At 56.7% G+C, this 22,666-nt stretch carries 19 protein-coding genes and 2 pseudogenes; 8 read left to right on the top strand and 13 right to left on the bottom strand.

The genetic code is table 11. The annotated features are described in order from the left end of the window. Positions 1-36: 36 nt before the first annotated feature. The gene (locus ACIF4X_RS04015; protein ID WP_397481022.1) at positions 37-648 is read right to left on the bottom strand and encodes a hypothetical protein; all 612 of its coding nucleotides are present in this window, start codon (positions 646-648) and stop codon (positions 37-39) included. A 93-nt stretch (positions 649-741) separates the two neighbouring features. Between ACIF4X_RS04015 and ACIF4X_RS04010 the strand changes: the two genes are divergently transcribed. From ACIF4X_RS04010 to ACIF4X_RS03995, 4 genes are all read left to right on the top strand, one after another. Further along, positions 742-1,590 (top strand): hypothetical protein, encoded by an 849-nt coding sequence (locus ACIF4X_RS04010; RefSeq protein WP_397481021.1) that lies wholly within the window; start codon positions 742-744, stop codon positions 1,588-1,590. Next, entirely contained in the window at positions 1,590-3,026 is a 1,437-nt protein-coding gene (locus ACIF4X_RS04005; protein WP_397481020.1) for a hypothetical protein, read from the top strand. The genes ACIF4X_RS04010 and ACIF4X_RS04005 overlap by 1 nt, the downstream gene beginning before the upstream one ends. A 107-nt stretch (positions 3,027-3,133) precedes the next feature. Beyond that, positions 3,134-3,400 (top strand): hypothetical protein, encoded by a 267-nt coding sequence (locus tag ACIF4X_RS04000; RefSeq protein ID WP_397481019.1) that lies wholly within the window; start codon positions 3,134-3,136, stop codon positions 3,398-3,400. A 176-nt stretch (positions 3,401-3,576) separates the two neighbouring features. Next, positions 3,577-3,879, top strand: a complete 303-nt coding sequence (locus ACIF4X_RS03995) for a hypothetical protein (protein WP_397481018.1) — start codon at positions 3,577-3,579, stop codon at positions 3,877-3,879. Here ACIF4X_RS03995 and ACIF4X_RS03990 read toward each other — a convergent pair whose 3' ends face one another. Then, on the bottom strand, positions 3,880-5,388 hold the full coding sequence (locus ACIF4X_RS03990) for an EAL domain-containing protein (RefSeq protein ID WP_397481017.1): 1,509 nt from the start codon (positions 5,386-5,388) through the stop codon (positions 3,880-3,882). Between the two features lie 345 nt (positions 5,389-5,733). Further along, complete coding sequence (locus ACIF4X_RS03985; protein WP_397481016.1) at positions 5,734-6,183, bottom strand: GNAT family N-acetyltransferase; 450 nt, start codon at positions 6,181-6,183, stop codon at positions 5,734-5,736. A 160-nt stretch (positions 6,184-6,343) separates the two neighbouring features. Here ACIF4X_RS03985 and ACIF4X_RS03980 point away from each other — a divergent pair, with 160 nt between their 5' ends. Then, positions 6,344-8,263: a tyrosine-protein phosphatase gene (locus ACIF4X_RS03980; RefSeq protein ID WP_397481015.1), complete on the top strand. Its 1,920-nt coding sequence runs from the start codon at positions 6,344-6,346 to the stop codon at positions 8,261-8,263. A 240-nt stretch (positions 8,264-8,503) separates the two neighbouring features. Here ACIF4X_RS03980 and ACIF4X_RS03975 read toward each other — a convergent pair whose 3' ends face one another. Further along, on the bottom strand, positions 8,504-9,475 hold the full coding sequence (locus ACIF4X_RS03975; RefSeq protein WP_397481014.1) for a helix-turn-helix transcriptional regulator: 972 nt from the start codon (positions 9,473-9,475) through the stop codon (positions 8,504-8,506). Positions 9,476-9,741: 266 nt separating this feature from the next. On the opposite strand from ACIF4X_RS03975, the gene ACIF4X_RS03970 reads away from it, so the two are divergent. After that, complete coding sequence (locus ACIF4X_RS03970) at positions 9,742-10,545, top strand: 2OG-Fe(II) oxygenase (RefSeq protein WP_397481188.1); 804 nt, start codon at positions 9,742-9,744, stop codon at positions 10,543-10,545. 752 nt (positions 10,546-11,297) lie between these two features. Here ACIF4X_RS03970 and ACIF4X_RS03965 read toward each other — a convergent pair. The 7 genes from ACIF4X_RS03965 to ACIF4X_RS03935 all read right to left on the bottom strand — a co-directional run bounded on the left by ACIF4X_RS03965 (position 11,298) and on the right by ACIF4X_RS03935 (position 20,988). Then, a complete protein-coding gene (locus ACIF4X_RS03965) occupies positions 11,298-12,251 on the bottom strand; it encodes a DUF4238 domain-containing protein (RefSeq protein ID WP_397481013.1) in 954 nt (317 codons plus the stop codon). 197 nt (positions 12,252-12,448) lie between these two features. Next, positions 12,449-14,224 carry a DUF262 domain-containing protein gene (locus ACIF4X_RS03960; protein WP_397481012.1) on the bottom strand — a complete coding sequence of 592 codons (1,776 nt, stop codon included), beginning with the start codon at positions 14,222-14,224 and terminating at the stop codon, positions 12,449-12,451. 675 nt (positions 14,225-14,899) lie between these two features. Next, the gene (locus ACIF4X_RS03955; protein WP_150774761.1) at positions 14,900-15,262 is read right to left on the bottom strand and encodes a DUF6124 family protein; all 363 of its coding nucleotides are present in this window, start codon (positions 15,260-15,262) and stop codon (positions 14,900-14,902) included. A gap of 419 nt (positions 15,263-15,681) precedes the next feature. After that, positions 15,682-18,186: a fimbria/pilus outer membrane usher protein gene (locus ACIF4X_RS03950; RefSeq protein ID WP_397481011.1), complete on the bottom strand. Its 2,505-nt coding sequence runs from the start codon at positions 18,184-18,186 to the stop codon at positions 15,682-15,684. A gap of 75 nt (positions 18,187-18,261) precedes the next feature. After that, positions 18,262-19,002 carry a molecular chaperone gene (locus ACIF4X_RS03945; protein ID WP_397481010.1) on the bottom strand — a complete coding sequence of 247 codons (741 nt, stop codon included), beginning with the start codon at positions 19,000-19,002 and terminating at the stop codon, positions 18,262-18,264. Between the two features lie 91 nt (positions 19,003-19,093). Then, positions 19,094-19,642, bottom strand: a complete 549-nt coding sequence (locus tag ACIF4X_RS03940) for a fimbrial protein (protein WP_093433268.1) — start codon at positions 19,640-19,642, stop codon at positions 19,094-19,096. A gap of 284 nt (positions 19,643-19,926) precedes the next feature. Continuing rightward, positions 19,927-20,988 carry a fimbrial protein gene (locus ACIF4X_RS03935; RefSeq protein ID WP_397481009.1) on the bottom strand — a complete coding sequence of 354 codons (1,062 nt, stop codon included), beginning with the start codon at positions 20,986-20,988 and terminating at the stop codon, positions 19,927-19,929. A gap of 372 nt (positions 20,989-21,360) precedes the next feature. Here ACIF4X_RS03935 and ACIF4X_RS03930 point away from each other — a divergent pair, with 372 nt between their 5' ends. Next, entirely contained in the window at positions 21,361-21,615 is a 255-nt protein-coding gene (locus ACIF4X_RS03930) for a hypothetical protein (RefSeq protein WP_397481008.1), read from the top strand. 81 nt (positions 21,616-21,696) lie between these two features. Here ACIF4X_RS03930 and ACIF4X_RS03925 read toward each other — a convergent pair. Further along, positions 21,697-21,831: pseudogene (locus tag ACIF4X_RS03925) on the bottom strand (anti-sigma factor); the annotation flags it as partial. A gap of 1 nt (position 21,832) precedes the next feature. Here ACIF4X_RS03925 and ACIF4X_RS03920 point away from each other — a divergent pair. Then, positions 21,833-21,985: pseudogene (locus ACIF4X_RS03920) on the top strand (metallophosphoesterase); the annotation flags it as partial. Here the strand turns inward: ACIF4X_RS03920 and ACIF4X_RS03915 are convergent. Next, positions 21,976-22,596 (bottom strand): TetR/AcrR family transcriptional regulator, encoded by a 621-nt coding sequence (locus ACIF4X_RS03915; RefSeq protein WP_397481007.1) that lies wholly within the window; start codon positions 22,594-22,596, stop codon positions 21,976-21,978. The pseudogene ACIF4X_RS03920 and the gene ACIF4X_RS03915 sit on opposite strands and share 10 nt — an antisense overlap. Between the last annotated feature and the right edge of the window lie 70 nt (positions 22,597-22,666).

The following is a 22,666-nucleotide window of genomic DNA, read 5'->3' as shown; positions in this document are numbered from 1 at the left end:
GCATCGTTGGTCTACTGTCGCCACGGATGAGTGATATCAGGGCGTTGCCCGGGTCGCGTCAAAGTTGACCCAGCGGGCGAATCGTTGCTGCATGAACTCTTCGCAACCGGTTTCCAGTTGCTCCTGCCGCGTGGGTACTTTCGGTTTGAGCATCCGGTTGAACAGGCCACCACCGAAAACACCGGCCACTGCCTGATACACCGAAGACGATTCGATGCCTGAGAATGAGGAAAAACTGTTTTTGGAGCGCGTGTTGCCGCAGCTGTCGCTATAAAAATGAGTGGAGTCGTCCGGTTGGAGCGAATCGTCCGGCGCCTCACCGGTAGGGTAAATCAGCGCTTTGGAACCGACGATGGAGTAAACACAACCGAAGGCTTTCTCCTGATTCGAAAACACTTTTGCGTAAGCGGCGGCCGCCGAATTCTCATCCGGCCCACCGAGAAAAATGACCCGCTGATCGCTGTCAAGCGTGGCCTTGTTGGCATCATAAAAGCCGACATCCCACAGACGGCTGGTATACCCGGCAAACGCCTGGATTCGTGCCTCGATGATGTTGGCGGCACTGACGTATCCGTCCGCATACACCACCGTTATCTGATTTGAAGGCGCCCTGAAACCCATCTCGTTCTCCCTGTAAAAAATGCGCAACTGCTCTGCCGTCAGGCGTTAAAGGCTAATTGCCATATCTGTCGATTCCATTAATATGTGGCACTTTGCCACAATCGAGATGGAATTCGTTCAATGTTCAATGGTGATCTTAAAAAAAACGCGCTGGAGCAACTTGAAAAGGCCCGCAATCGTCAGACGCTTGTCGCTGACGATGTCGAGAAAGCCTGTACCGGTCTGCATACCGTGCGCCACCGCGCCAGTACCGAATTGATGAGATCGGTCGAGACGTTCATCAACCACCTGGCCAACTCACCCAAGGAATTCGAAAAGTCCTTTGGGACTTTCAGGGCCGAGGCCCAATCATTTTGTGGCTTGGTCAACAAGCTCAACATCGAAGCCTCCAAGGTCGAATTCACGGCCGGCTCGTCGGCGGCTGCTGGTGTAGCCGCGGGTGTCGGTACAGCAGCGTTCGCACCGACGGCCGCAATGGCAGTTGCTACCACGTTCGGCACTGCTTCCACCGGTGCGGCGATTTCCGGGCTGTCGGGCGCCGCCGCCACCAACGCTGCGCTTGCCTGGTTGGGCGGAGGTGCATTGGCGGCGGGCGGTGGCGGAATGTCTGCAGGATCGGCATTGCTCGCGCTGGCAGGTCCCATTGGCTGGGGCATTGGTGGCGCAGCCATTGTAGGCGGCGGTCTGTATGCGCGGAGCAAAAACCGGAAAATTGCCGAAGAGGCTGCCGAGCATCGTGCACAGATCGAAGCCTCCACCCGGACATTGAACGTCGCCAGACAATGGGTAGACCGGATGATCGCGAGCACCGTGCAACACGCCGACGGCATTGATGTATTGCTGGGTGTTTTGACGCGCACCGCTCCAAACAACTACTCGCTGTTCAATGCTGATCAGAAGAACATGCTCGGCGCGCTCGTCAACCATATGAACTCGCTTTCTCAACTATTGAACAAGGCGCCTGAATAATGGCGCTCGATCAGACGGAGACGGGTACGGTCCGCGACCAGATCAGTGCGCAACTGGTGGACGGAATCAACAACATTCGAATCCAGACCACTACCCGGTTACTGAACGGTCAGGATGAAGCGCTGCACAAAGCGGTTGAGCAAATTGATATTGTTCGCGCGTTTCTGAAAACCCCCGAAAAGATCCTCGGTAACCCTTTGACCAAACACGGAGAAATTGCCGAGCAGGTTGAAGTGGGGGTGCGCAATGCCCGCTCGCTGGTCGAACAAGGCGACTTCGTTGCGACGTTCGAAGGCGTCGGCCGCGCGGCCCCCGAGGACTTCCTGCTGGACGGTATCGCGGTTCAGTCGAAGTTCATCAACGGTGCCAACAATGGGCTCGGCGAAGTGCTTGAGCATATGAGCAAGTACGAAACGTTCGGTAGAGACGGCTCTTGTTACCAGATTCCCAAGGACCAGTTCGAAACCATCACCCGCGTCATCAACGGTGATCCCGGTCCTCTGAGTGATAAGTCGGTCAGGGCCATCCTGGCAAAGGTCAAGGAAATCGAGGAGACGTCTGGCAAACCTTTCCAGGACGTCGTCAAACCCAGCCTGCAGAACTACGCGGACCCGCAACAGGGCAAGGTGTTCGACACTCTTGAGCGGGAAGAGAATGCGTTGGCCGACCGCAATGATCAGCGCAAGGAACAGATTCGCAGCGAAAACGGCCCGTCGTTGGCTGGCGCGGCCCAGGCTGCCGCGATCGCAGGTGCGGTGGGAGGTGCCGTCGGGTTGACCACTTCGCTGTACGCCAAATACAAGGAAGGCAAAAACGTATTCAAGGGTGATTTCAACACGCAGGACTGGGCCGATGTTGGAATCGATACAGGCACGGCAGCAATCGGCGGTGCGATCGCCGGCGGCTCGATCTACCTCATGACCAACTATGCAAACATGGCTGCGCCTTTTGCCGGCGCTGTGGTCAGCGCCGCGAAAGGGGTCAGTACGCTGATCGTCGATTACCACGCCGGCAGGATTGATCTGGACGAGTTGATTAGCCTGGGCACTGTTGTCTGCGCAGAGTCGGCCATCGTCGGTATCGCTACGGCCGCCGGACAGGCTCTGATACCTGTTCCCGTGATCGGCGCGGTAGTGGGCTCCGTGGCTGGCAAGATGCTTGCTGAATTCCTCAAAGGGCAATCGGCCGGGATTCAGGCCACCCTGGATGCACGAATGAACGAATACCTGGCCACAGTCGACCGGCAATGCCAAGCCGTCGTGCAGGACATCCTTGAGGCATTCGATCATCTGGGCGATCTGATGACCGCCGCGTTTGATATCGAGCGAAACACCGAGTTGTTGCACAGCAGCGTCGTACTGGCGCTGACCCTGGGCGTTTCGCCTGCGGTTCTGATTACCCGCCATGAGGAACTGGATGCGTTCATGATGAGTTGAAAAAAACAACAACACGACCATGTCGAGACTTCCCTTGAATCGCGGGGAGGTCTGACCGCTTCGCTTTGCGATTGAACTAAAAACTGACTGCTGCGTCAGGATGATCAGTGCCTTTTTCTACTGACGCGGATGACATCATGTACACCTTTCACATCGATTACCGATTCAACGGCGAGCCTCGTACCTTTCTGCTTGAACTCAAGGAACAGGAGTTGGCCAACCATGAGGCTGCGATGCACTTGCTGGAACTGCATCTGGGCGACGCGGAAAACGGCTTGATCATGCCCACTGCGGATTCGACGGCCGAGGAGATTCTCGAGCAGGCCAAGCGGGTAGGGATTACAGACATCAAGGTTGTCAGCAAAACCAATTGAAGTGTGCAGCAGACGTTGGCATTGGCGGCGATCCATTGCATGCTGCGCGCACACTTCACTGTACGCCCGGAGGACACGCATTGCCGACCCTGAGCCGCGCTGATCTTGCTTACGTTTTGCAAATTCTGGAGCAAGACACGATTCACGACTTGAGCCTTATTTGTCAGGCTGTGCAGATGAATCCTCGCGACCTGTTGAATCAAGTCGCGATTGCCATGGCCGATCAGTTCCTTAGCGGTGTACGCGACTTTCACGCGTGCGACGAGGTGATGAATCTGTTGTTCGGCGATATCGTCAACCTCGGCATGGATGCCGAAATGCCCGAGCCGGCTTTTTCCATCTACCTGGCGTTTGATTCCGGAGAGCATAGGCACACCGGTGATGACGAGGAGATCGTACCGTGGGAAAAATGGACGCGACCTGAGCTCGTGCAGATTCTTGATCGGCTGGCGGGTGGCTTGTCCGGGGCTCGGCGATAGTTACACGCTTTCTAGCGCTGGATGGTCGACAAGCACGTTTGCCCGCTCTTGATAGAACCGCAAGAATTCCTCCGCCGGCATCGCTTTGCCAAACAGCCAACCCTGCCCAAACTGCACACCCTGACGGTGCAAGTAATCGCGCTGCGCTTCGGTCTCGATACCTTCAGCAACGATCTGCAAACGTAAACTCTTGGCCATTTCGATGATGTGGCCGGTCACGGTGCCGGTCGCGGCATCCTGATCGATATTGTCGACGAACGACTTGTCGATCTTCAGCACGTCCAGCGGCAGTTGCTGCAAATGCTGCAGGCTGGAAAACCCGGTGCCGAAATCATCGATAGCCGCCAGATAACCCAGCTCACGGGCGCGATTGACGGTGGCGCGGGCAGCATCAATCTCAACGAAGCCGCGCTCGGTGGCTTCCAGCCAGATCTGCTTTTGCTGCACGTCGGCGCGGCGTAACGCAGCGTCGAGTATCGGCAGAAAGCGGCCGCTGCTGACGTCCTTCGCCGCCAGGTTGATCGCCACGTGCAAGCTGCGCTCCTTGACCAGCAACGGGCCGAGGTCACGCATCACATTGTCGATGACCTGATCGGTGATCGGCAGAATCAAACCGCTGCGCTCGGCCAGCGGAATAAACGCATCGGGGCACACCCGCGAGCCATCCGGATGCTGCCAGCGCACCAGTGCCTCCGCACCGACGCAGGCACCGTCGCTGAGGCGGATGATCGGTTGATAGTGAACAACGAACTCGCGATTGCGCACCGCCAGTTGCAGTTCCGCCAGCGGCGACAGACGTTGCCGGGTGCGGCGCACGATCAGCAACACCAGCACCCCGGCGAGCAAACCACCGATGGGCAACAGCAGTAACTCCCGGCGGATCAAGCCTTGCATCAGCTCATGGCGCGACAGCGCGGCGATGGCGACCCAGTCGCCGCTGTGCACGAGGGTGTAGAGGTAGCCGTCGTCGAGCCCCGAGTGCGGACCGGAATGCACGCGAGCGAGGAAGTGCTCCGCGCCCGGGCGTGAGGCGCTGATCAATTGCCCGGACGCGGTGCCGACCGCCAGGTGCAAATCCTCATCAAGCATGACATGCAGAAACTGCTCGGGATCGACCAGCACGTTGAACGCCGCATACTGCAGCGCCATCATCGGTTTCGCCGCAACGATGCGCGACTGCACGCCGAGTGAAACGCGCACGCCGTCCGAGGTGGTGAAATCCTCGCGCCATGGCGTCGCGTGCTGCCCGACCGGTCCCCAGGAACCACAGGCGTAAATCTCTTCTTCGACGTAGCCGATCGACTTCACCGAGAGGGTGTTGATAGTCAGCAGACGCATCTCGTCGATGCTTTCCGGCGTGCACGGCGCGAGACGCGACCCAGCGATGGATTTCAGTGCGCCGGCCGCTTCACTGAAAGTCCCGTGGGCACGGCTGGAGGCGACGGAAGCGAGGATTTCCAGACGTTGCTGAGCCGCTGCCAGATTCAACATCCAGGCGACGTAACCCATCAAAAGGACCGGAAGCAAGACACACGGAAGGCCCAGGAGAATGCTCCCCCAGACAATGCGTTTTTTGTTCATTTAGCGCCACCTTGGCCACAAGGCCTGTGACGTGCGCACAGCACGGCTGTTTTCAGCCACTGCAGAATAACGCCGCTGTGTGGGGCAAATATTGCTGTAGATCAACCAGGCTGACTGCGCGAGTGGTTATGTTCAACCGCCGATTCTGCGAACACCACGCACCCGTGTAGGAGCGAGCCTGCTCGCGATGGCGGTGGGTCAGGCCGTTGATGTGCTAGATGACACTCTAGCTATCGCGAGCAGGCTCACTCCTACAGGGGGCTGCCGCTGCGGTCACAACAGCTTTTGCATGATGATCGTGCGTTCGGCACCGTGATATTCATCCCGAACCCTGTCGAACCCAAGCGAGCGATAAAAACCTTCAGCGGTGATCGAAGAGGGCACCTGCAGCTTGGTGAAAGTCTGGCTAACAGCGACCGACTCAAGCTTTTCCATCAGCCGCTTACCCAGCCCTTTACCCTGACAGCCCGGTTCGACAAACACGCTGCGAACCACGTCCTGATCAAGACTGGCGGTTGCCACGATGTGTTGATTCCAAGTCGCCACATAAACCTGACGTTTGCTCAACAAGTCTAGAATCGCCTGCGGTGCAAAGCTGCGCTGCACCTGCGCTATAACGTCTGGCGAATAGTCGCGCCCATTGGACTCACGCAAAGTGTTCACGATGAGTTCACTGATCATGGCGGCATCTTCACGTGTTGCCATTCGAATCTGATCTTCCATTTTCGTTAGTTCCTGAGACTTTCCCTACCGGTGGATGGACCAATCACGCACCCCACGGCCCATTCGCGCAGCCATTTCCCTTCAAAGCAAAACTGTCATATTCAGTATCACTTGCCTACCCATAGTGATCAGCCCAACGCTTAAACAATGAGGCTGCACCGTGTTTCAACGTCTTCTGTGTTCGCTGTCCGTACTGAGCCTGTCCATCGCCGCCGCCCATGCTGCCGAGTCTGTGCCGCTCGACACGCCGCGCCTGCAAGGCATCGACAACTTTCGCGACGTCGCCGGCATCACCACCGCGTACACCACGGCCCACGACGGCACGATGCGCGCCGGGGTGTTCTACCGTTCCAACGCGCTGACGCCGACCGCGGCCGATCTGGCGATTCTCAACGGCCTCGGTATCAAAGCCGTTTACGACTTGCGTACCCCCAGCGAAATCGCCGCCACCCCCGACACGATGATCAGCGGCGCAACCTGGCAGAACATCGACATCATCGGCAGCACTACCTCCGGCTCGAACATCACCAATATTTCCTTCAAAAGCGCCGCCGACGCCATCGCCATGATGGAGCAGACCAACCGCGCTTTCGTCAGTGACGCCGGCATGCGCAGCCAGTTCGGCAACCTGTTCAATGAACTGGCCAGCGTCGACGCTGCGCAACTGTTCCACTGCACCGCCGGCAAGGATCGCACCGGCTGGACCGCCGCCGTGTTGCAGAGCATCGCCGGTGTCGACAACGCAACGATCATGGCCAATTACCTGGCGACCAACGACTATACCGCCGCCCGCGTCGCCGCCACGCTCAAAGTGCTGCCGCCGAGCATGGCCGCCATTTACGAGCCGTTGCTGGGCGTCCAGGCCAGTTACCTTCAGGCCGGTCTCGATGAAGTCACCGCGCAATACGGCAGCATGGACAACTACCTGAAGCAGGGCCTCGGGCTGTCACAGGAAACCATCTACGTTCTGCGCGGCAAACTGGTCGAATACAACAGCCTGCCGGGTCAGGCCGGGCTGATCGGCAACGCCGCCGCCGGCGCCGAACTGCTCCGCCAATTGCAGAACACCAACCTGTCCGGCACCTACAGCGCCTACAACTACTACCTGCAATCGGCCATCGACGCCGGCACCCTCGGCGGTGTTGAATCGCAGGTCGGCGGCCAGGTGCACGCCGACGCCGCCAGCTACTTGCTGCGGCAAAACGCGATGATCGAACAAGCCGCCGCAGCATTCGCCAGCGGCAGCGACCTCAAGGTCGGCCAGTACCGCCTCTGGACCACCGCGCTCGCCGGCTACCTCGGCACCGACGGCTCGGCCCACGCCGACAGCAGCAATGAACACAGCCAAGGCCTGATGGTCGGCATCACCCAACGCTTCAGCGAACAGCTCAGCGCACGTGGCGGTTTCGGCTACAGCAAAGGCACGGTCGGCGGCGCGGGGGGCGAGGCTGACACCGACTTCACCTTCCTCAACATCGGCGCCCGCTACGGCTTCACCAGCCTCGAACAAGGCCTGTTCCTCGACGCCAACGCCAGCGCCGGCTACGTCGACTACGACAGCAAACGTGACCTCGGCGGCGGCCTCGGCACCGCGAAAGGCGATACCCACGGCAACCTCACCGGCGCCACCGTCGCCCTCGGCTACCGCGCCCCGGTCAACGGCATGACCTTCGAGCCAAGCCTTGGTTTGCGCGTCAGCCACCTCGACCTCAACGGCTTCAAAGAGAAGGGCAGCGAACTGGCACTCAACGTCGACGACAACAGCGCCACCCGCCGCAGCGCCGTCGCCAACCTCAACGTAGGTTTTGTCCCGGTGACGATGGGCGCATGGCAACTGGTGCCGGGCGTACAAGTCGGTTACGAACGCACACTGGGCGACAACGAAGTCGACAGCCAAAGCCACCTGCTGGGCCTCGACATCGAACAACGTGCGGCGTTTGATAATCGCGACCAGTTCAGCGGCGGAGTGAATGTGATGGCCAGCCTCGGCGCCCTGAGCCTGGGTGCAGAAGTAGGCGCCAATGGCGGCGGCGACAGCCACGGCTTCAACGGCGGCCTCAAGGCCAGCTACGCGTTCTAAACAGAAGCGGGGTCAAGGAAGACCCCAATCCAACCAACACCAAAGGTTATATGAGTTGCCATCAATCCCAACCACACCAAAAATCCCTATGGGATGCCGACAATCTCAGGCACACCAAAAATCCTTGTGGGAGCTGGCTTGCCAGCGATTTGGCCAGCCCAGCCAACATCTCCATTGCCTGACCCACCGCCATCGCTGGCAAGCCAGCTCCCACAATCAGCATTCCAGCGTAAGAACCGATCAACCGCGCCCCCGCAAATCCGCCGGACTCACCCCATAAGCCCCCTGAAAATACCGACAAAACCGCCCCACATTACTAAACCCAAATCGCAACGCCACTTCAGTCACCGATCCCGAACCCCGCCGTTTCAACACCTCATAAGCCCGCTCCAGCCGCACCTGCCGCTGATACCCCACAATCGACATCCCGACAAACCGCCGAAACCCCTCCTGCAACGCGCGCTGACTGACATGGCTCAACCGCGCCAGATCCACGCCACTGACCAACTGCTCCGGATGCGCCTGAATAAACTCCACCGCCAACTTCACATGCCGTGGCGCAACCCTCGGCGCCGGCCGCTGCAATGCCTCGGAAAAATTGTGCGGCCAAGCCTCCAGCACCGCATCAATTAACATCTCGCGCAACCGCGACGGCATCAACGTCCCGCTGTTGAGCAACAGATCAAACTCCGCCCCCGTCGCCAGATCAATCAACGCCCGAATCCCCTGAAACGCTGCAGTGTTCAGGTCCACGCTGGGTGCAAAAACGATCTTCTGCACAATCGGTTTATCCAACAGCATCGACAACCGCTCGGTGAGTTGATGACGATTGATCGACATGCCGTGATGCGCATGATCATCAACAAAGCGCATCGAACGAATATCGGCCTTATCAACCGCCAGGCCCATATGCGTCACACCGATGGACTCGGTCGCGTGATTGAAAACAATCTTGCCCGCCGTTGGGATCACAAACGTAATCTCATCCTGCGGATCGGGAAACGAAACGCTGAAATCACCGTGGTAATGCATGCGCCGGAAACTGACGCCATCGTGCCGCCCATAAACGCCGCCGATAATGATGTTCGACGGCAGCGGCGGGGAGTCGGAATAACGGTTGCCGAAGAATCGGGAGAACAACGCGCCGAAGTCATCGGAACGGAGATTGTCGGAGCGCAGGATGATTGGCTGGCGAACGGGAGTCGGAAACACCTTGGCGGGACCTTCGGTTGGGGGCTCTCGGACTGGGGTGTAGGGCAGGGCGCCGACGAGATTAGCAGAGGCAATATGACGAGTTTGTGACAGCCAGAAACATGCCGTTACAGCGCCGCCCCACGTTTACGCAACGGACACTCGGCAGGCCATGGCCGACATGGCAACCTGCTCGCATCCGTACTCAGCAAAAAACCAAGGCACCGCGCAGAGCGCCCAGCCTTGTTTACCGAGACCTGAAAGCATTCAAGTCAATTGGAGCGGCAATGCAAGCCAACACGCAAACACTCCCCATCACCCTGACCCCCGAACTCGACTTCGACCAAACCGCCGCCAGCGCTTTCGGCGAATCGCTGACCCACGAATACACCCAGGCCACGCCATTCCCGCACATCGTCATCGACAACTTCCTGCAAGCCGATGTCATCGCCAGCATCCGCGAACACTTCCCCGTCGAACCGACCAACAACGAACAAATCTACGAGCGCGGCTACAAAGGCCAACTCAAACGCCAGATCAGCCCCAACGCCTGCAGCCCGTACCTGAAGAACGTATTCAACACCTTCAACTCCGCACCCATGCTGGAATTCCTCGAAAAACTCACCGGCATTCAAGGGCTGATTCCTGACCCTTATTTTGCTGGCGGTGGATTACACGAAACCAAAACCGGCGGTTTCCTCGGCGTGCACTCGGATTTTCGGCTGAACAAAAAGCTCAATATTGAGCGTCGGCTGAACGTGATCATTTACCTGACCGAGGACTGGCAGGAGGCGTACGGCGGCAACCTGGAGCTTTGGGATGTAGGGATGAAGAAATGCCTGAAGAAGGTGCTGCCGGTTTATAACCGGTGTGTGATTTTTAATACGGATAAGGATAGTAACCATGGGCATCCGGAGCCGTTGACTACGCCGGAGCGCATCACTCGACGGTCGATTGCGCTTTATTACTACACGGCGAGTGGGGTGGGGGTTGATCCTTCGCAAAGAAACAAAACCCATTACAAACCGAGACCGAAGGATCGCTGGAGTGTGAAGTACTACCTGAATAAATTGTTGAAGAAGAAGGGTTGAGGTTATTTTTTTTCAAGATCACAGCCGCACTTGAGCATCGAGTGGGTATGGCTGATGACCGTTTTGCTTTCGGCCAAAGCACGCCATCAATTCAGATCTCTGGACCCCTCGGCAGTTCTCGTTTCATCAAAGGGTTGGTCCATGCCCAGAAGCGCCCGACTACAAAAAACTTTATACACGGTATCTGATGGCGCCAGATGAAGCGGTGGTCGGGGATGACAGCCTTGTCGGAAAACTCTGGGCGCTGAACCAAGGTGAAAGGTTCGAGTTGAGTGCAGCCTGATATCATTCTGGGGATATTGGAAAATACCGCCTGCAATAACGTGATAACGATAGACCCTATTCCTGGGTACTGGAACTAGTGGCAAGAAACATTCAACCCTGAGGAACTTGTATTATTTTTTACGGCGAAAGAATTTGATGACATTTGCCATGGCTGGACGCTGTTTGAGAGTTGAAAACATCAGATTTGGCGCTCTGATGGGTAGCCTTTGCACAAAGACTTGGTCAGGCGTTCGGGAACGTTCGTGTTTTTTTTTTTGATTGGCGACAAGAGCGGCATCAGTGCGTGGCGCTTATGCTGTAGGTTTGCCGAAGCCAAAGAAAGAGCAGCGAGTTGCTGCTCAACGTCCGTTCATAGAATGGAATGGTTTTCTAGAAAATTCGCTAATTTCTTTTTTATCTCTTTATGCGATGTCGAGGGCAGCGAGTTCGCTACATCGGCGACGAACTCAGTGATGGCAGGTGTTAACTTAAGGTTTCTTGTTTTTTGAAGATTTAATTAGTAAGTCTCTTATCTGTTTTTTTGCAGTTTCCGTAAAGGCTATTCTAGGTGGGCCGATCTCGATTTTGTCGCCGTATTTTAAAGAGTGTTCAGCTATGTACTCGGGTTTGGTTTTTTCTATGAATCTATATGCGTTTTGGTGATATATTTTTAGTTCGGTCAAGAGTAGCTCTTTTGATGCGGAGAAAACAAACTTGTCAGCTTTTATGAATTGCCAGTCATTGTTTTCCTGCGCGAGTTGTCGGATGTCGACTTGGTCAGACTGATTGAAGTATATCAATATGTGTTTAGGCGATAGAGGTAATGAGATAAAGTCCCAGTCAATGATAGGGAGTGAGTGTCCGATTTGTGAGGTTGCGTTAGGTCCGTAGTTTTTAGTTATGACCGGTGCGTCGCCAATCACAAAATATTGCGAGGCGTCCCGCTGTACCAGTACGGTCATACTTTTTTTCGAAAGTAGATCATCATAGATGTCTACACCTTTAAGGATTGAATTCAGGAAGTCAATGTGTGCGGTTTCCTTGATTATGGAATGCTCACCATCAAATGCATTTGAAATGTCATCATCAAAGTTTTCCAGTTGCTTCAGGATGGCAGGTACCCTCAGCATTTGAGCAGAGACAAATCTTCGTAAGTCTTTTTGTTCTTTAAGTGTCAGTTTCTCCAATGGTGCGTCGCTTACGATTTTATCAATAACGATTGGTCCTGCACTATCGATTTTACCAAAATAGCTTTTCTCAAGGCATTTACCTCCTTCGGAAAATCTATATAGGTAGTGCTGGCGGGCAACTTTTTGTGTGCTGCTGCTGTGTAGCTCTCCGGAAAATTTGTCAATATAATTTATTTTTTCCTGAGCTGTGTCGGCAGTAAAATTTTTTAGTATTCCTTTGGGGACGTAATGATGCTTTTTTGGGGTAGACATATGGCTGGCTTCCTTGCAGTTAAGAACTAAGCCTGGCTAAGGGCCTAAGAATTGTCTGGCTGTATTGCTTTTACGACAATAATTGGAATGGTTTCAGTCATTTTTCAGCAGCATTCGCTGTTCAACCCGGCGTTGATAACCAGCCGAGCTGAAGCTTTGACGCTTTGTTCAGCGAGCGCAGGTGTCTGACATCAATATTATGGGGTTTCCAGATATTCAGGGTTCCAGCGTTGCAGGCAAAATTTTATGATTTTTTTCCCCCGGGCCTCAATGGAACCGATGCTCCATTTACCATCGATAATGAAACTATCCAGTTCGTTTTGAGTTTTGTAAGGCGCTTTTTTGAAATAGTTGGAGTTTTTAAGCTGGATGTTGCTGTTGCCCTTTGATGAGTTAGCGGAGGCCGGGTCGAATGTTAGGTTGCCCAGCCGGTTGATATGCTCTTCCAGAAACGCTTCATTCAACGCAGGAAGTATTGAAACGTTCCGAATAATACCCAGCGCTTCGGGAGTTTGTGATGCAATGTGTTCTATTGTCAGATTGGTACGCTTGGTAGCATCCCTGTATTCGCGCTCTGACATGTCTGCACAAATGGGTTGTTCTGTCTGGCGAAGGTAGTTTTCGTACTTCCAGAACAGGTAGCTCATGTCCTTGGAGTGCATGTACGCATAAAAATCAGTGTACTGCAGATTTTCCTTAAAGAATTTATTAGGGCTGTGATGATTAATGAGGGTGGTGAGTCTGTCGAACAAGGGGGTAAACTTCCCGCCAAAATCCCTTGCAGCAGTGAACAGTGCAGGTTGACCAGTGTTGGAGCGTGCCTGTTGAATAGAAAATACGCGAAAGCTGTAAATTTCCAGAAATTTACAGACCAAGTCGAAGTTCGCCTTGTTGGCAGAGGTGTCAAATTTGTAAGCTTTCGTTAGAAGTGGATAAAATGCGCCTAAGCGATCCAGACAGACAAGATCTCTAAAACCCTGACTTTGCGATTGCATTAAAAGTCTGAGAATTGTAAAGCTTTCTTTTAGCTCTTTGCTGAATCGATCAATGAAGCTTAGTGCCTCGTCCTTTTTGCCGGAATTTATCAGTGGATTAATCTTGTTGCGAATGTAGTTGACAGGCTGCTGGTAATCAGACTTATCACTCCATTTCTCGAATGCAATGCAGTGATATTGAAGTGCAGAGTCTTCCGAAAGTCTCTCATCGAACTGTTCAAGTTCTCGATAAATTTCAGTGAAGCGTTCCTGAATCGAACGAAGGTGTACGTCGACGTCTTCGCCTGTGGCCAGATAAGTCTTGTACATGAGGAAACTTTTGATCTTCTCCAGGTGGGTTAGGCCTTTACCACGATCATTCGTCGTTTCAAAAATAAGCGTCGCTTCCGCTGTATCTTTTACGGAGTAAGTAAGGACTTTTGTGTGTGAGTCCAACTTGGTTTTCAATTCCAATAGTTCAGTGGTCGGTTTTTTTGCGAGCGCTTCGGCAAAAAACTGTTTGGCGCTGTAGAGTCGACGCTGTGACGGCGTGGTTATGTAGTCCGCACCGTTCTGGTCTTCTAGAATATAATCTTGGAAAAAGTCGTTGTCCGGAGAAATGGCATTGAGTTTGCTTCGGTTTCGACTTTTAATGTAGGTCTCTATCACCAGATCGAGTCCTTTATCCACGAACTCCTCGGGACCCAGTCGTGTCGCCAGTTCATCAAGAAGGGTTTTCATGAAGATGATAATTGTTGTGATGCGCTGCTGGCCATCCACCACGTCAATTACGTCGTAGCCTTGTAATTTCTCATCCCTTTCCTGAAACAAGATCGTCCCTAGGAAGTAATCGCGGCCTAACGACTGGTTTTCAATGTCTTCAAGGAAGTCCGGGAGTTGGCGTGTCTTATCCCACGCGTATGCTCGCTGATAGTCCGGGATACTGAATACTTTTCTTCCATCGAAAAGCTCCTTGAGTTTCTTTTGTCCATTTTCCATTGGTGATCTCAGATGGTGAGTAAAAGGGAGGGTTAACGAATTGATGTCAAAGTGCCTCTATCTAATCAGATGCTACGGTCCGCTGTAAAGCAGCACTTAGGATTGAGTGACGATCAATACATCCTTTCTCGAAGTGTCTTCAATACAGTCACTATGGTTAACTCAATGCTAAATGGACTTCCGTCTTCGCTGTCAGGCTTGCCCTGCACACGGAAAAAGTGTTTGAGAGGAAAGTGGTTCAGGCACCATTTTGCATAGGTTGACCCAAGGTCTCCAGTTCGTCTTTTTCCACATCGGAAACCAGAACGAAGCGCATGCGTGAACGCCTGCTTCGACCAATGCGCCAGCACGATTGTTGGTGCACACGCCTGAGCTTGCGATCAAGTCGCAGTTCACCACCGAGCACTTGCACTTGCACTTGCCCGTCGCCATCCTTCACGTCACCCCTCAGCGCATGCCTGAGTTTCAACGCTGGTCTCTCGACGCAGTAATGTGAAATGCCACTCAACAGGAACGACAGTCCCAGTACCTTTGCTAGGGTGTAAGCATCGTATGAGGTAATCGGTCATAGAAAAAAGGGACGGATTTACTTTCTATCTGATTTATTTTCAATCTTGGTGCGTATATCTGATCAACCTCCATGACGACATCCTAGCCGTCATGGAGGAATTTTCGTTACTCCGTCGGCACCACGTTATCCAACGCCCTATTCACCGCCAACTCCCCAAGCATCACCACCTGCGCAATGCCTTGCAGCGTCTTGCGTGCCGGTCCGTGAACTAGCCCGATAACATCCCCGAGCATCACCGAAGCCGAGCCGAGTGATTCACTGGCATTCACCAGCAATTCCTCAGTCTTGGTGTTCGGGTTGGCGATAAACATCTTGTTGGTTTGGTACGGGGTGAGCATGATTTCCGGGGCAGGGCCGAGGTAGTGGGAGAGGGCGCGGTCGACGGCTTCGTTGAATTTCTTGGCGTCGGGGGATTCGTCGCCTGCGATTGGATCGGTTTCTGGCGGATTCGGTGTGATCTTGAACATGATGTAACTCCCTTGTGTCGCTTAAAAGGAGCCATCACCCACTCGCTACCAAACGATGGGTGGCGGCCATGCACAGGTTGGTAGACCGGGACACAAGGAAAACCGGCGCGCTCGAAAGCGCCCTGCGCATGACCACCATAAAAGCCAGGCGAAGACTTTCGCCAATAGTGAAATTGCGCACCTTGTATACACGGGCTACCAAACCCGATCACTGCTATTCAGTGACCGACCCACGATAGAACCCGCCCACCCGGCGCACAAGCCGGCGGATTCTGGCGTAGTCGTAGGCAACGGCGCAAGGCGTTGTAGCCTGTCGGACGTATCTCGGAACGTTTTTAAACCGGTCGTTGAAATGCCAGGCGTGTGAGGCCTGGCATCCTTAAACAGCGTCGATCATCAACGCGCATCAAGCCCCGGTTTTACTGACACACGGCGTCCGCCACGCGATAACCATCCACCAGCGGTGCTTTACTCACGTCCAGTTCGATGCGGCAGCTCTGTTCGGCTTTTTCGCCCCATTTCATTTGGTAGACCTTGCCTTCACCCACCGACAGCAACACTTGACCGGCCTGGCCGACGACGCCGGCGCTGGCGCCTTTTTCGTTGGTGATGGGGGTGCCGAACGGCGGTTGTTTGCCGTCCTTGAGGCGCACGTTGAGCAGGGCTTTTTCCGAGCGGCTGGCGGCGAAGCTGGCTTTGACCACGGCGCCGCGACGGGGCACGACGTTGGTCACGCCTTCTTCGATGTCGATGTTGTTGTCCAGTTCGCCGGTGTCGAGGGCCACGCGGTTTTTGCGGTACGGCGTGACGTACGGCACGAGGGCGTAGCCCTTGGCGTTGGTGAGGGTGCCGGGGGCGTTGAGGACGCCGACGTCCGGGGTGTCTTTGACTTCGACCAGGGCCACGGTTTCGCCGAGGGTCTGGCCGAATTCGAGGCCATCGCTGTGACCGAGCACGGAGCCTGCGGCGCTCACCGAGGTCTGGCGGTAGCCGCTGCCGACGCTGACGCCCGCGCCGAGTTGGGCGAACGGTGCGCGGTAGCCGATCAGGGCCGAGCCGTTGTTGCCGCCGTTGTCGGAGCGGTTGGCGTTGACGTTGTAGTTGAGGTTGCCGTCGCGCCCGCTCAGGCCGGCGCGCTGGTCGAGGCTGCCGTCGTTGTTGCGCGTGACGGTGTAGGTGCCGGTGCTGCGCGTCTGGCCGATGGGCATCGACACGGTGAACACCACTTGATTGTTCTGGCCGAAGTTGTCGGTCAGGGTCTTGCTCGCGTAGATGCCGTAGGTCACGCCCTTGTGTTGGGTGTTGAAGCCCAGTTGCATCTGTTTATCTTCGCGCGAGCTGCCCCAATAGTTCTGTTTGCTCATGTTCAGGTAGAACGAGACGTAGCTGTCGAGCGCCTGGTTGATGCTGGCTTCGACTTTGCTGCGCTTGGAGAAGGTGTTGAATTCGTTCGGCTCTTGCAGGCTCACCGCTTCATCAAAGTCGCGATAGCCTTCGGTGGAATAGCGATAGCCGGCGAAGCGTACCGAGGTGCCGGTTTCGAAGGCCTTGCCGTAACGCACGCCAAAACTCTGGCCTTTTTCTTTGCCAGCCGCGACCCCGGAGCCGCTCGGCACGTCGGTTTGCGCTTGGGTCACGTCCAGCGACACGGCGCCGAGACTGCCGAGGCTTTTGCCCACGCCGACGACGCCGGCGCGATAGAAGTCGGCGCCCAACAGGCCGCCATACAACGTCAGGTCGAACGGCAAACCGTACGCCAGCGACGCCTGGGCGAAGACCGGACGTTGGCCGCCGTCGACGGCGTTGTACTCACCGGCGGTGGCGCTGTAACGCCAGGTTTTTTCCCGCAGCATGTTGGCCAGCGTGGCGTACGGCTGGGTGAAGCGCCGCTCGCGGCCGTCGGCTTCGGTGATGATCACTTCGAGGTCGCCACTGCCCGACGCCGCGTTGAGGTCGTCGATTTCAAACGCCCCGGGCGCGACGTACGTGGTGTACAGCGAGTAGCCGTTCTGCCGCACTTCGACCTTGGCCTGGGTTTCGGCGATGCCGCGAATGATCGGCGCATAACCCTGCATCGAGTCCGGCAACATGCCCATGTCCGACGCCACCTGGGCGCCGCGAAACGGAATGCTGTCGAACACGTCGCCCGGGGTGAAGCTTTCGCCGAGGGTCAGGGTGCCTTTGATCGCGGTCAAATCGCGCTGCGCGTAGGTGTTGCTGCGCTGCCAGTCCTGCTGGCCGTCTTCGTCCTGACGGAACGAGGAGCTGGAGCGAAAACGCCAGTCGCCGAGGTTGAATCCGCCGTTGGCGTAGAGGTTGTACTGCGTACCGTTGCCACGGGCGTCGGACTGGGTGTTGGCCGCCGAGAACTGATAGTTGAGCATCGCCGCGTTGATCCCGCGATCCCATTCTTCGGGGGCGACATAACCGGCGGCGTCGCGGCGCAGGGCGATCTGCGGCACGCTGATGTCGAGGGCCAGACGCCCGGCGTCGAAGCTCACCGAAGCGCCTTCGATCAGCGCGGCAAGGTCGATGCACGCGGGGAATGTTTCGCCCGGGGGCAGGAACGCATCGACCTTGACCCCGAGTTCCTTGAGAAACGCTTCGGACAGACAGGCGCGCACTTCAGCGCTTTTTGCGTCCTTGGCGAAGGTCATGTCGCGACGGTCGAAAAAGCTCTGGTTCAGACGGATCACCACCGGATAGGTGCCGGGGCCGATGCTGCCGCTATTGGCGATGGCGTCCAGATCGAGGTTGGGCCCGGCGCTGGCGCCGCCGAAGGGCTGCATGAAGCTGGCATCAAACTTCGCCGGTTCGTCTGCGCTTGCCGAACTGCCCATCAGCGCCGCGAGAATGGCGACCGACAGATGCAATGGAACAAAAGGCGCGGACTGACGATGACGGTTCAGGGCTTCGATTCGCATGACAATACTCAACACTCGGCCGCCACGCGGCATCGGCAGCGTGCAGGCAGGTTCGCAAGGAAAGGGGTGGCGGTGTTACGGGGCGCTGCTCAGCTCGACTTTTTTCGGCTCGCTGTAACCGCCGTAGTCGTTGATCGCGGAGAACACCACCGCGCCGCTGCGGCCGCTGAAACCCGGCAGTGCGTAACGCTGGCTGCTCATCGGCGCGACCATTTTCGGTTCGTTGACTTCAACGACTTGCGCACCGGCCTCGACTTTTACGCCGATAAAGGACACGTGAAACGCTGTCGGGTTGTTGACCACCAGCACCGGTTTGCCTTGTTCCTGTTGCAGGCTCCAGCGCAGTTGCGGCGGTGCCTCCATCGCGCTGCCCTTGAGGGTGGGCGGGCGATAGAAGACTTTGATCCGCGTGCGCATGGCGATTTTCAGGGTGTTGGCGTCGGCCTTGCCGGCCAGCGGAATTTCCTGGGCGTTGAAATAGAAGACCGATTCGCGGTCCTGCGGCAGATCGCCGGGTACTTTCTGGATACGCACCATTTGCTCTTTCCGCGGATCGAGGCGAAACAGCGGCGGCGTGGCCACAAATGGCGTGGCGGTGGTGTTGTCGTCGGCCTCGGTGTTGATCCAGGCTTGCACCGCGTAAGGCTCGGCCGTGGTGTTGCTGACCGTGATCGAGGCATCGCGTTTGTTGCCGTCGTACACGATGCGCGTGCCGCCGAGCATCACACCGGCCTGGCTGAAACTGCTGAGCAACGTCGCGCTCAACAATACGGCCAATACCGATGCGGTTTTGAAGGGGGTTTTTGCTGGGTTCATTGCGTTCATCCTCTTGTCGGCACGGCCACAAAAACCGTGGCAAAGGGAAGGGCATCCGGCGGCGCCAATCGCCGCCGGCTGCAGACCGGACTTATTGGTAGTCGACGGTAAACGCGGCTTTGGCGTTGGCCGGACCGGAGGTGGCGGCGCCGGTGGCGACGTAGTTGGCGGTGAAGCGCAGCGGCTGGGTCAGGTCCAGATAAGGCGAGGATTCCAGGCCCAGTTGCACGTCTTTGCCGGACGCATCCTTGATCTGCACGGCGACGTTGGTGGCCACGCCGGCTTCCGGCAGTAGGCCGATCCACTGGCCGCTGGAACCGGCGTTGCCGCTCAGCGAAAGGAACTTGACCACGGCTTTCTTGCCGGTGACGTTGCAGCCAGGTGCGGTGGTGTCGATGGTCAGGGTGAACGCGCCGCCGCCCGCTACTGCGCCGGCCGTTGCCAGAGAGGTCGCCGGCACGCTGCCGAGGCCGACGTCGCCGGCACCGGCCGAACCGTTGAGGTCGGACACCACGACCGGGCAGGTGTTGTCGGTCACGCTGCCGACAAAGTTGATTTCACCGTCGGCGGCCATTGCGGCTTGCGAAGCAGCTGCCAGAACCAGGGCCAGGGACAAACCTTTGAGCGCAAAATTTTTCATGATCACTTCCAGATATTGAGTAAATGTCCTTGAGCCCGAAGGCCCTGAGACGGATCGACGTCGCCATCCCGTCTGGGGCAGAGCGTGGCGTCTGAGGCTCATTATCGGGATGCTGATCAGGGCGCTATGTAGGGAAAATCCCTTTGCTTGTAGGAAATTTCCTAGCGCGGCTATGCGATCAATAAGTTGTTGGCAAAAAAAACGCCCCGCCTTTGGCACCGCACGAAATAGGCGATGGCAAAGGGGAGCGTCGGGAAAAACAGGTGGATTTTTGTGGGTGGATTTCAGCGGTAAGTCACGGTAAAACTCGCATGGCCATTGGCGGTGCCGGGTTGCGGCGTCGGCCCATCGCCGGTCTGGATATAACGGGCTCGGAGTGGCACTGACGTCACGCCGTTGACGATCCGATTGAGGCGCACGGGCTGACCCAGATTCATCGGCGTGCCGTTGTCCTGCAACACCTGAATGGCCACGCCTTGAGCCGTCGAATCGCTCGACAGGCTCAGGACACCGTTGGCCGCGTCGAGGATGGTTGAGGTCTTGTCGGCATCGATCTGAATGTTGGCGAAGTTGCCGTTGAAGTAGCCGTTGGTGTTCGATGGATAGTTGTTGCCGGCGATGCAGGCGTTGAGGGTAATGGCGAACGGCTGGGCTTGGGTGGTGGAGTTTTTGCCGTTGAATACGCGTTTTTCCCAGGTGCCCATGGGCACGTTGATCTGGTTGCCCGGTGCGGCGGGCAGGGAGCAGCCGGCCAGGGTCACGGTAGCGGTAAAGGTCAGGTCGAACATTGGGCCCATGTCCGAAGTGCCAGTGGCGACCAGTTGGTTGATGGTGTGGGTGCCAGGCGCGATGTCACCGGTCTTGATCAGCGCATAACGCATCATCGCCTGGTTCATGTTCGCCTGGCTTGGAGCGGTGCGATTCATGTTGAAGGGAATGAAGCGGTTGGGATTACCCGGCGGCGTAATCCATGCGGCAGCGAAACCGGTCATGTAGATTGCCAGGCCAATGCCGGGCACGTTGGTCTGCAGCAAGGCATTGGTCGGCACATCCAGCACATCCACCGGAATGTTTACCGCCACCGGACCGATCAGTGTCGTGTTGTAGGTGGCCGTGCCATAACACAGCAAGGTGTCACCGAAATTCAGCTGTCGCATGGTGCCGTTGGTGTTCAGCGTGGTGCCGATCGGCACGTCTCGCGGCGCGAACACCGCACCACCGGTGAGCGTCAACTGCTTGACCGTATTGTTGCCCGTCGCCCAGGTGCAAGCCGCCATCGCCGGCGCCGCCATCAGCATCAACGCCGATGCGCCAAGCCCGCCCAGCATCCGTAACCCGATCTTCATGGTGTGTGCCCTCCTGAGAAGAAAACGGCCATTCAATGCAGGCTGACTGCATCTGGACGTTGTTGGCGTCGGCCAACGAAGGGCTGAATTATCAGGATCACAAGGGGCGCATCGAATAGCCGGCTTCCCGCTGGCTTGTAGGAAATTTCCCAGAGGTTTCCCTCTGCCATCAGGAGCCGAGGCTCGTTGTAGCCTCAATGTTGTGGAAAAATACATTTTGAATTTGCATTCTCGCCTGTAGCAGCGGCAGCCATTTTGACGCTCACACTTGGATGGCCACTAGCCCAACGATGTCGATTGATTACGTCATCCAAAGTTATCGGTGGGAGCATCGGGCCGAACGGCCTGGACGGAATAGATGAGGGGCATTTGATGAGTAAACTGTCAGCAATGATCGCGCAAGCGAGTGCGGGGCTTTCCGTGCAGCAGCGTATTTCGGAAGAGCAGTGGACGGCAATTGCGCGGCAATGTGGGGACGAAGAGGTTGCTGAAATACGCGATCGAATTGACGCGCTGAGGGCTGAGTTGGCGACGATTGAGGATTGGGATGGCGATACTCAGGATGAAATCCATTTGGCGATCTCACGCTTTTCCCGGATGTTGAGGAGCGCTACTGGCGGCGTCTGACGTTTCGCCCCACCAACATCCAGGCTGCCCCCTGTAGGCGCAGCGTGCCGCAGCTCCTTGGGGATGGTGGTTAGGGGGGGGCAGGAGCTGACTGAAGGTCTGCAGTTCGCTTTTTACGACGTCGGAGACGAGGACGTAGCGCATGTGGTTGACTTGCCACGAGACGACGTTGAAGCCCCGAATTGATTGGGCTTGATGAGGTTTGTCGGCGTCGGGGCTGAGCAAGTACGGTTCGGTGACGGTGCTGAACGGGCACAGTCATCAGGTCATTCAGAAAGTCGAAAGCAACATCACCTTCCACACCGCCCGTGGTACGGCGTATCCGCAACCGGCACCGGGGCCGATGACGGTGGCGGCGGATCAGTTGCGTAGGGTACGGGCCAAATCCCACGTCCCCATCACCTGCGTAATCGCCGCATCAATGCTCTCCAGCGGCGTATCGTCCCGAGCCAGAATGGAAATCCCCTGCAGGAAGCTGTCGAACACCGTCGCCATGGCGGCTGCGTTTGTGTCGTCCGCTAATAATCCCTCGGTCACACCTCGCTCGACACATGCTCGAATCCCGGCGCGTGTGCGGGCGCGGGAGTGGGTGAGGGCTTCGACGACACCGGCGTTTTCCGGGCTGGGCGCGCTCATGACGCCGAGGGTGACCATGCAGCCCTTGGGGTGGCCGTCATCGCATTGCATGCATGCCGACTGGCGCAGCGCGGTCTCGATGGCCTGGCGTGGCGGCAGGGTTTCGTCCCACAGGCATTCGGTGACCTGGGCGAAGGTGGTGAGGTAACGCTGCACGCACTCATCGAACAAGGCTTCTTTTGAGCCGAATGCGGCGTAGAAGCTTGGCGCGGAGATGCCGCCGCCCAATTGCGCCTTCAACAGGGCGAGGGAGGTCGAGTCGTAGCCGTGTTGCCAGAACAATTGCATCGCCTGGTCAACGGCGTCGTCGCGATCGAATGCGCGGGGGCGACCGGTTCTGGCCATAGCAGAAACTCCTCGGAAAGTGATTTGGATACTAGTCGATACATAAGTCATTGACAACGTGCCTCGACTG

The sequence above is a fragment of the Pseudomonas sp. NPDC085632 genome (assembly GCF_044541255.1).
Classification (GTDB): Bacteria; Pseudomonadota; Gammaproteobacteria; order Pseudomonadales; family Pseudomonadaceae; genus Aquipseudomonas.
The sequence above is the reverse complement of the archived record's forward strand: the minus strand, read 5'-3'. Positions and strand labels throughout refer to the sequence as shown.

Excerpts from the sequence above, each read along its gene's own strand:
- ACIF4X_RS04010 (WP_397481021.1), top strand. The coding sequence starts at position 742 with ATGTTCAATGGTGATCTTAAAAAAAACGCGCTGGAGCAACTTGAAAAG.
- ACIF4X_RS04005 (WP_397481020.1), top strand. The coding sequence starts at position 1,590 with ATGGCGCTCGATCAGACGGAGACGGGTACGGTCCGCGACCAGATCAGT.
- ACIF4X_RS03995 (WP_397481018.1), top strand. The coding sequence starts at position 3,577 with ATGAATCCTCGCGACCTGTTGAATCAAGTCGCGATTGCCATGGCCGAT.
- ACIF4X_RS03990 (WP_397481017.1), bottom strand. The coding sequence starts at position 5,388 with ATGGGTTACGTCGCCTGGATGTTGAATCTGGCAGCGGCTCAGCAACGT.
- ACIF4X_RS03985 (WP_397481016.1), bottom strand. The coding sequence starts at position 6,183 with ATGGAAGATCAGATTCGAATGGCAACACGTGAAGATGCCGCCATGATC.
- ACIF4X_RS03970 (WP_397481188.1), top strand. The coding sequence starts at position 9,742 with ATGCAAGCCAACACGCAAACACTCCCCATCACCCTGACCCCCGAACTC.
- ACIF4X_RS03965 (WP_397481013.1), bottom strand. The coding sequence starts at position 12,251 with ATGTCTACCCCAAAAAAGCATCATTACGTCCCCAAAGGAATACTAAAA.
- ACIF4X_RS03960 (WP_397481012.1), bottom strand. The coding sequence starts at position 14,224 with ATGGAAAATGGACAAAAGAAACTCAAGGAGCTTTTCGATGGAAGAAAA.
- ACIF4X_RS03955 (WP_150774761.1), bottom strand. The coding sequence starts at position 15,262 with ATGTTCAAGATCACACCGAATCCGCCAGAAACCGATCCAATCGCAGGC.
- ACIF4X_RS03950 (WP_397481011.1), bottom strand. The coding sequence starts at position 18,186 with ATGCGAATCGAAGCCCTGAACCGTCATCGTCAGTCCGCGCCTTTTGTT.
- ACIF4X_RS03945 (WP_397481010.1), bottom strand. The coding sequence starts at position 19,002 with ATGAACCCAGCAAAAACCCCCTTCAAAACCGCATCGGTATTGGCCGTA.
- ACIF4X_RS03940 (WP_093433268.1), bottom strand. The coding sequence starts at position 19,642 with ATGAAAAATTTTGCGCTCAAAGGTTTGTCCCTGGCCCTGGTTCTGGCA.
- ACIF4X_RS03935 (WP_397481009.1), bottom strand. The coding sequence starts at position 20,988 with ATGAAGATCGGGTTACGGATGCTGGGCGGGCTTGGCGCATCGGCGTTG.
- ACIF4X_RS03930 (WP_397481008.1), top strand. The coding sequence starts at position 21,361 with ATGAGTAAACTGTCAGCAATGATCGCGCAAGCGAGTGCGGGGCTTTCC.
- ACIF4X_RS03915 (WP_397481007.1), bottom strand. The coding sequence starts at position 22,596 with ATGGCCAGAACCGGTCGCCCCCGCGCATTCGATCGCGACGACGCCGTT.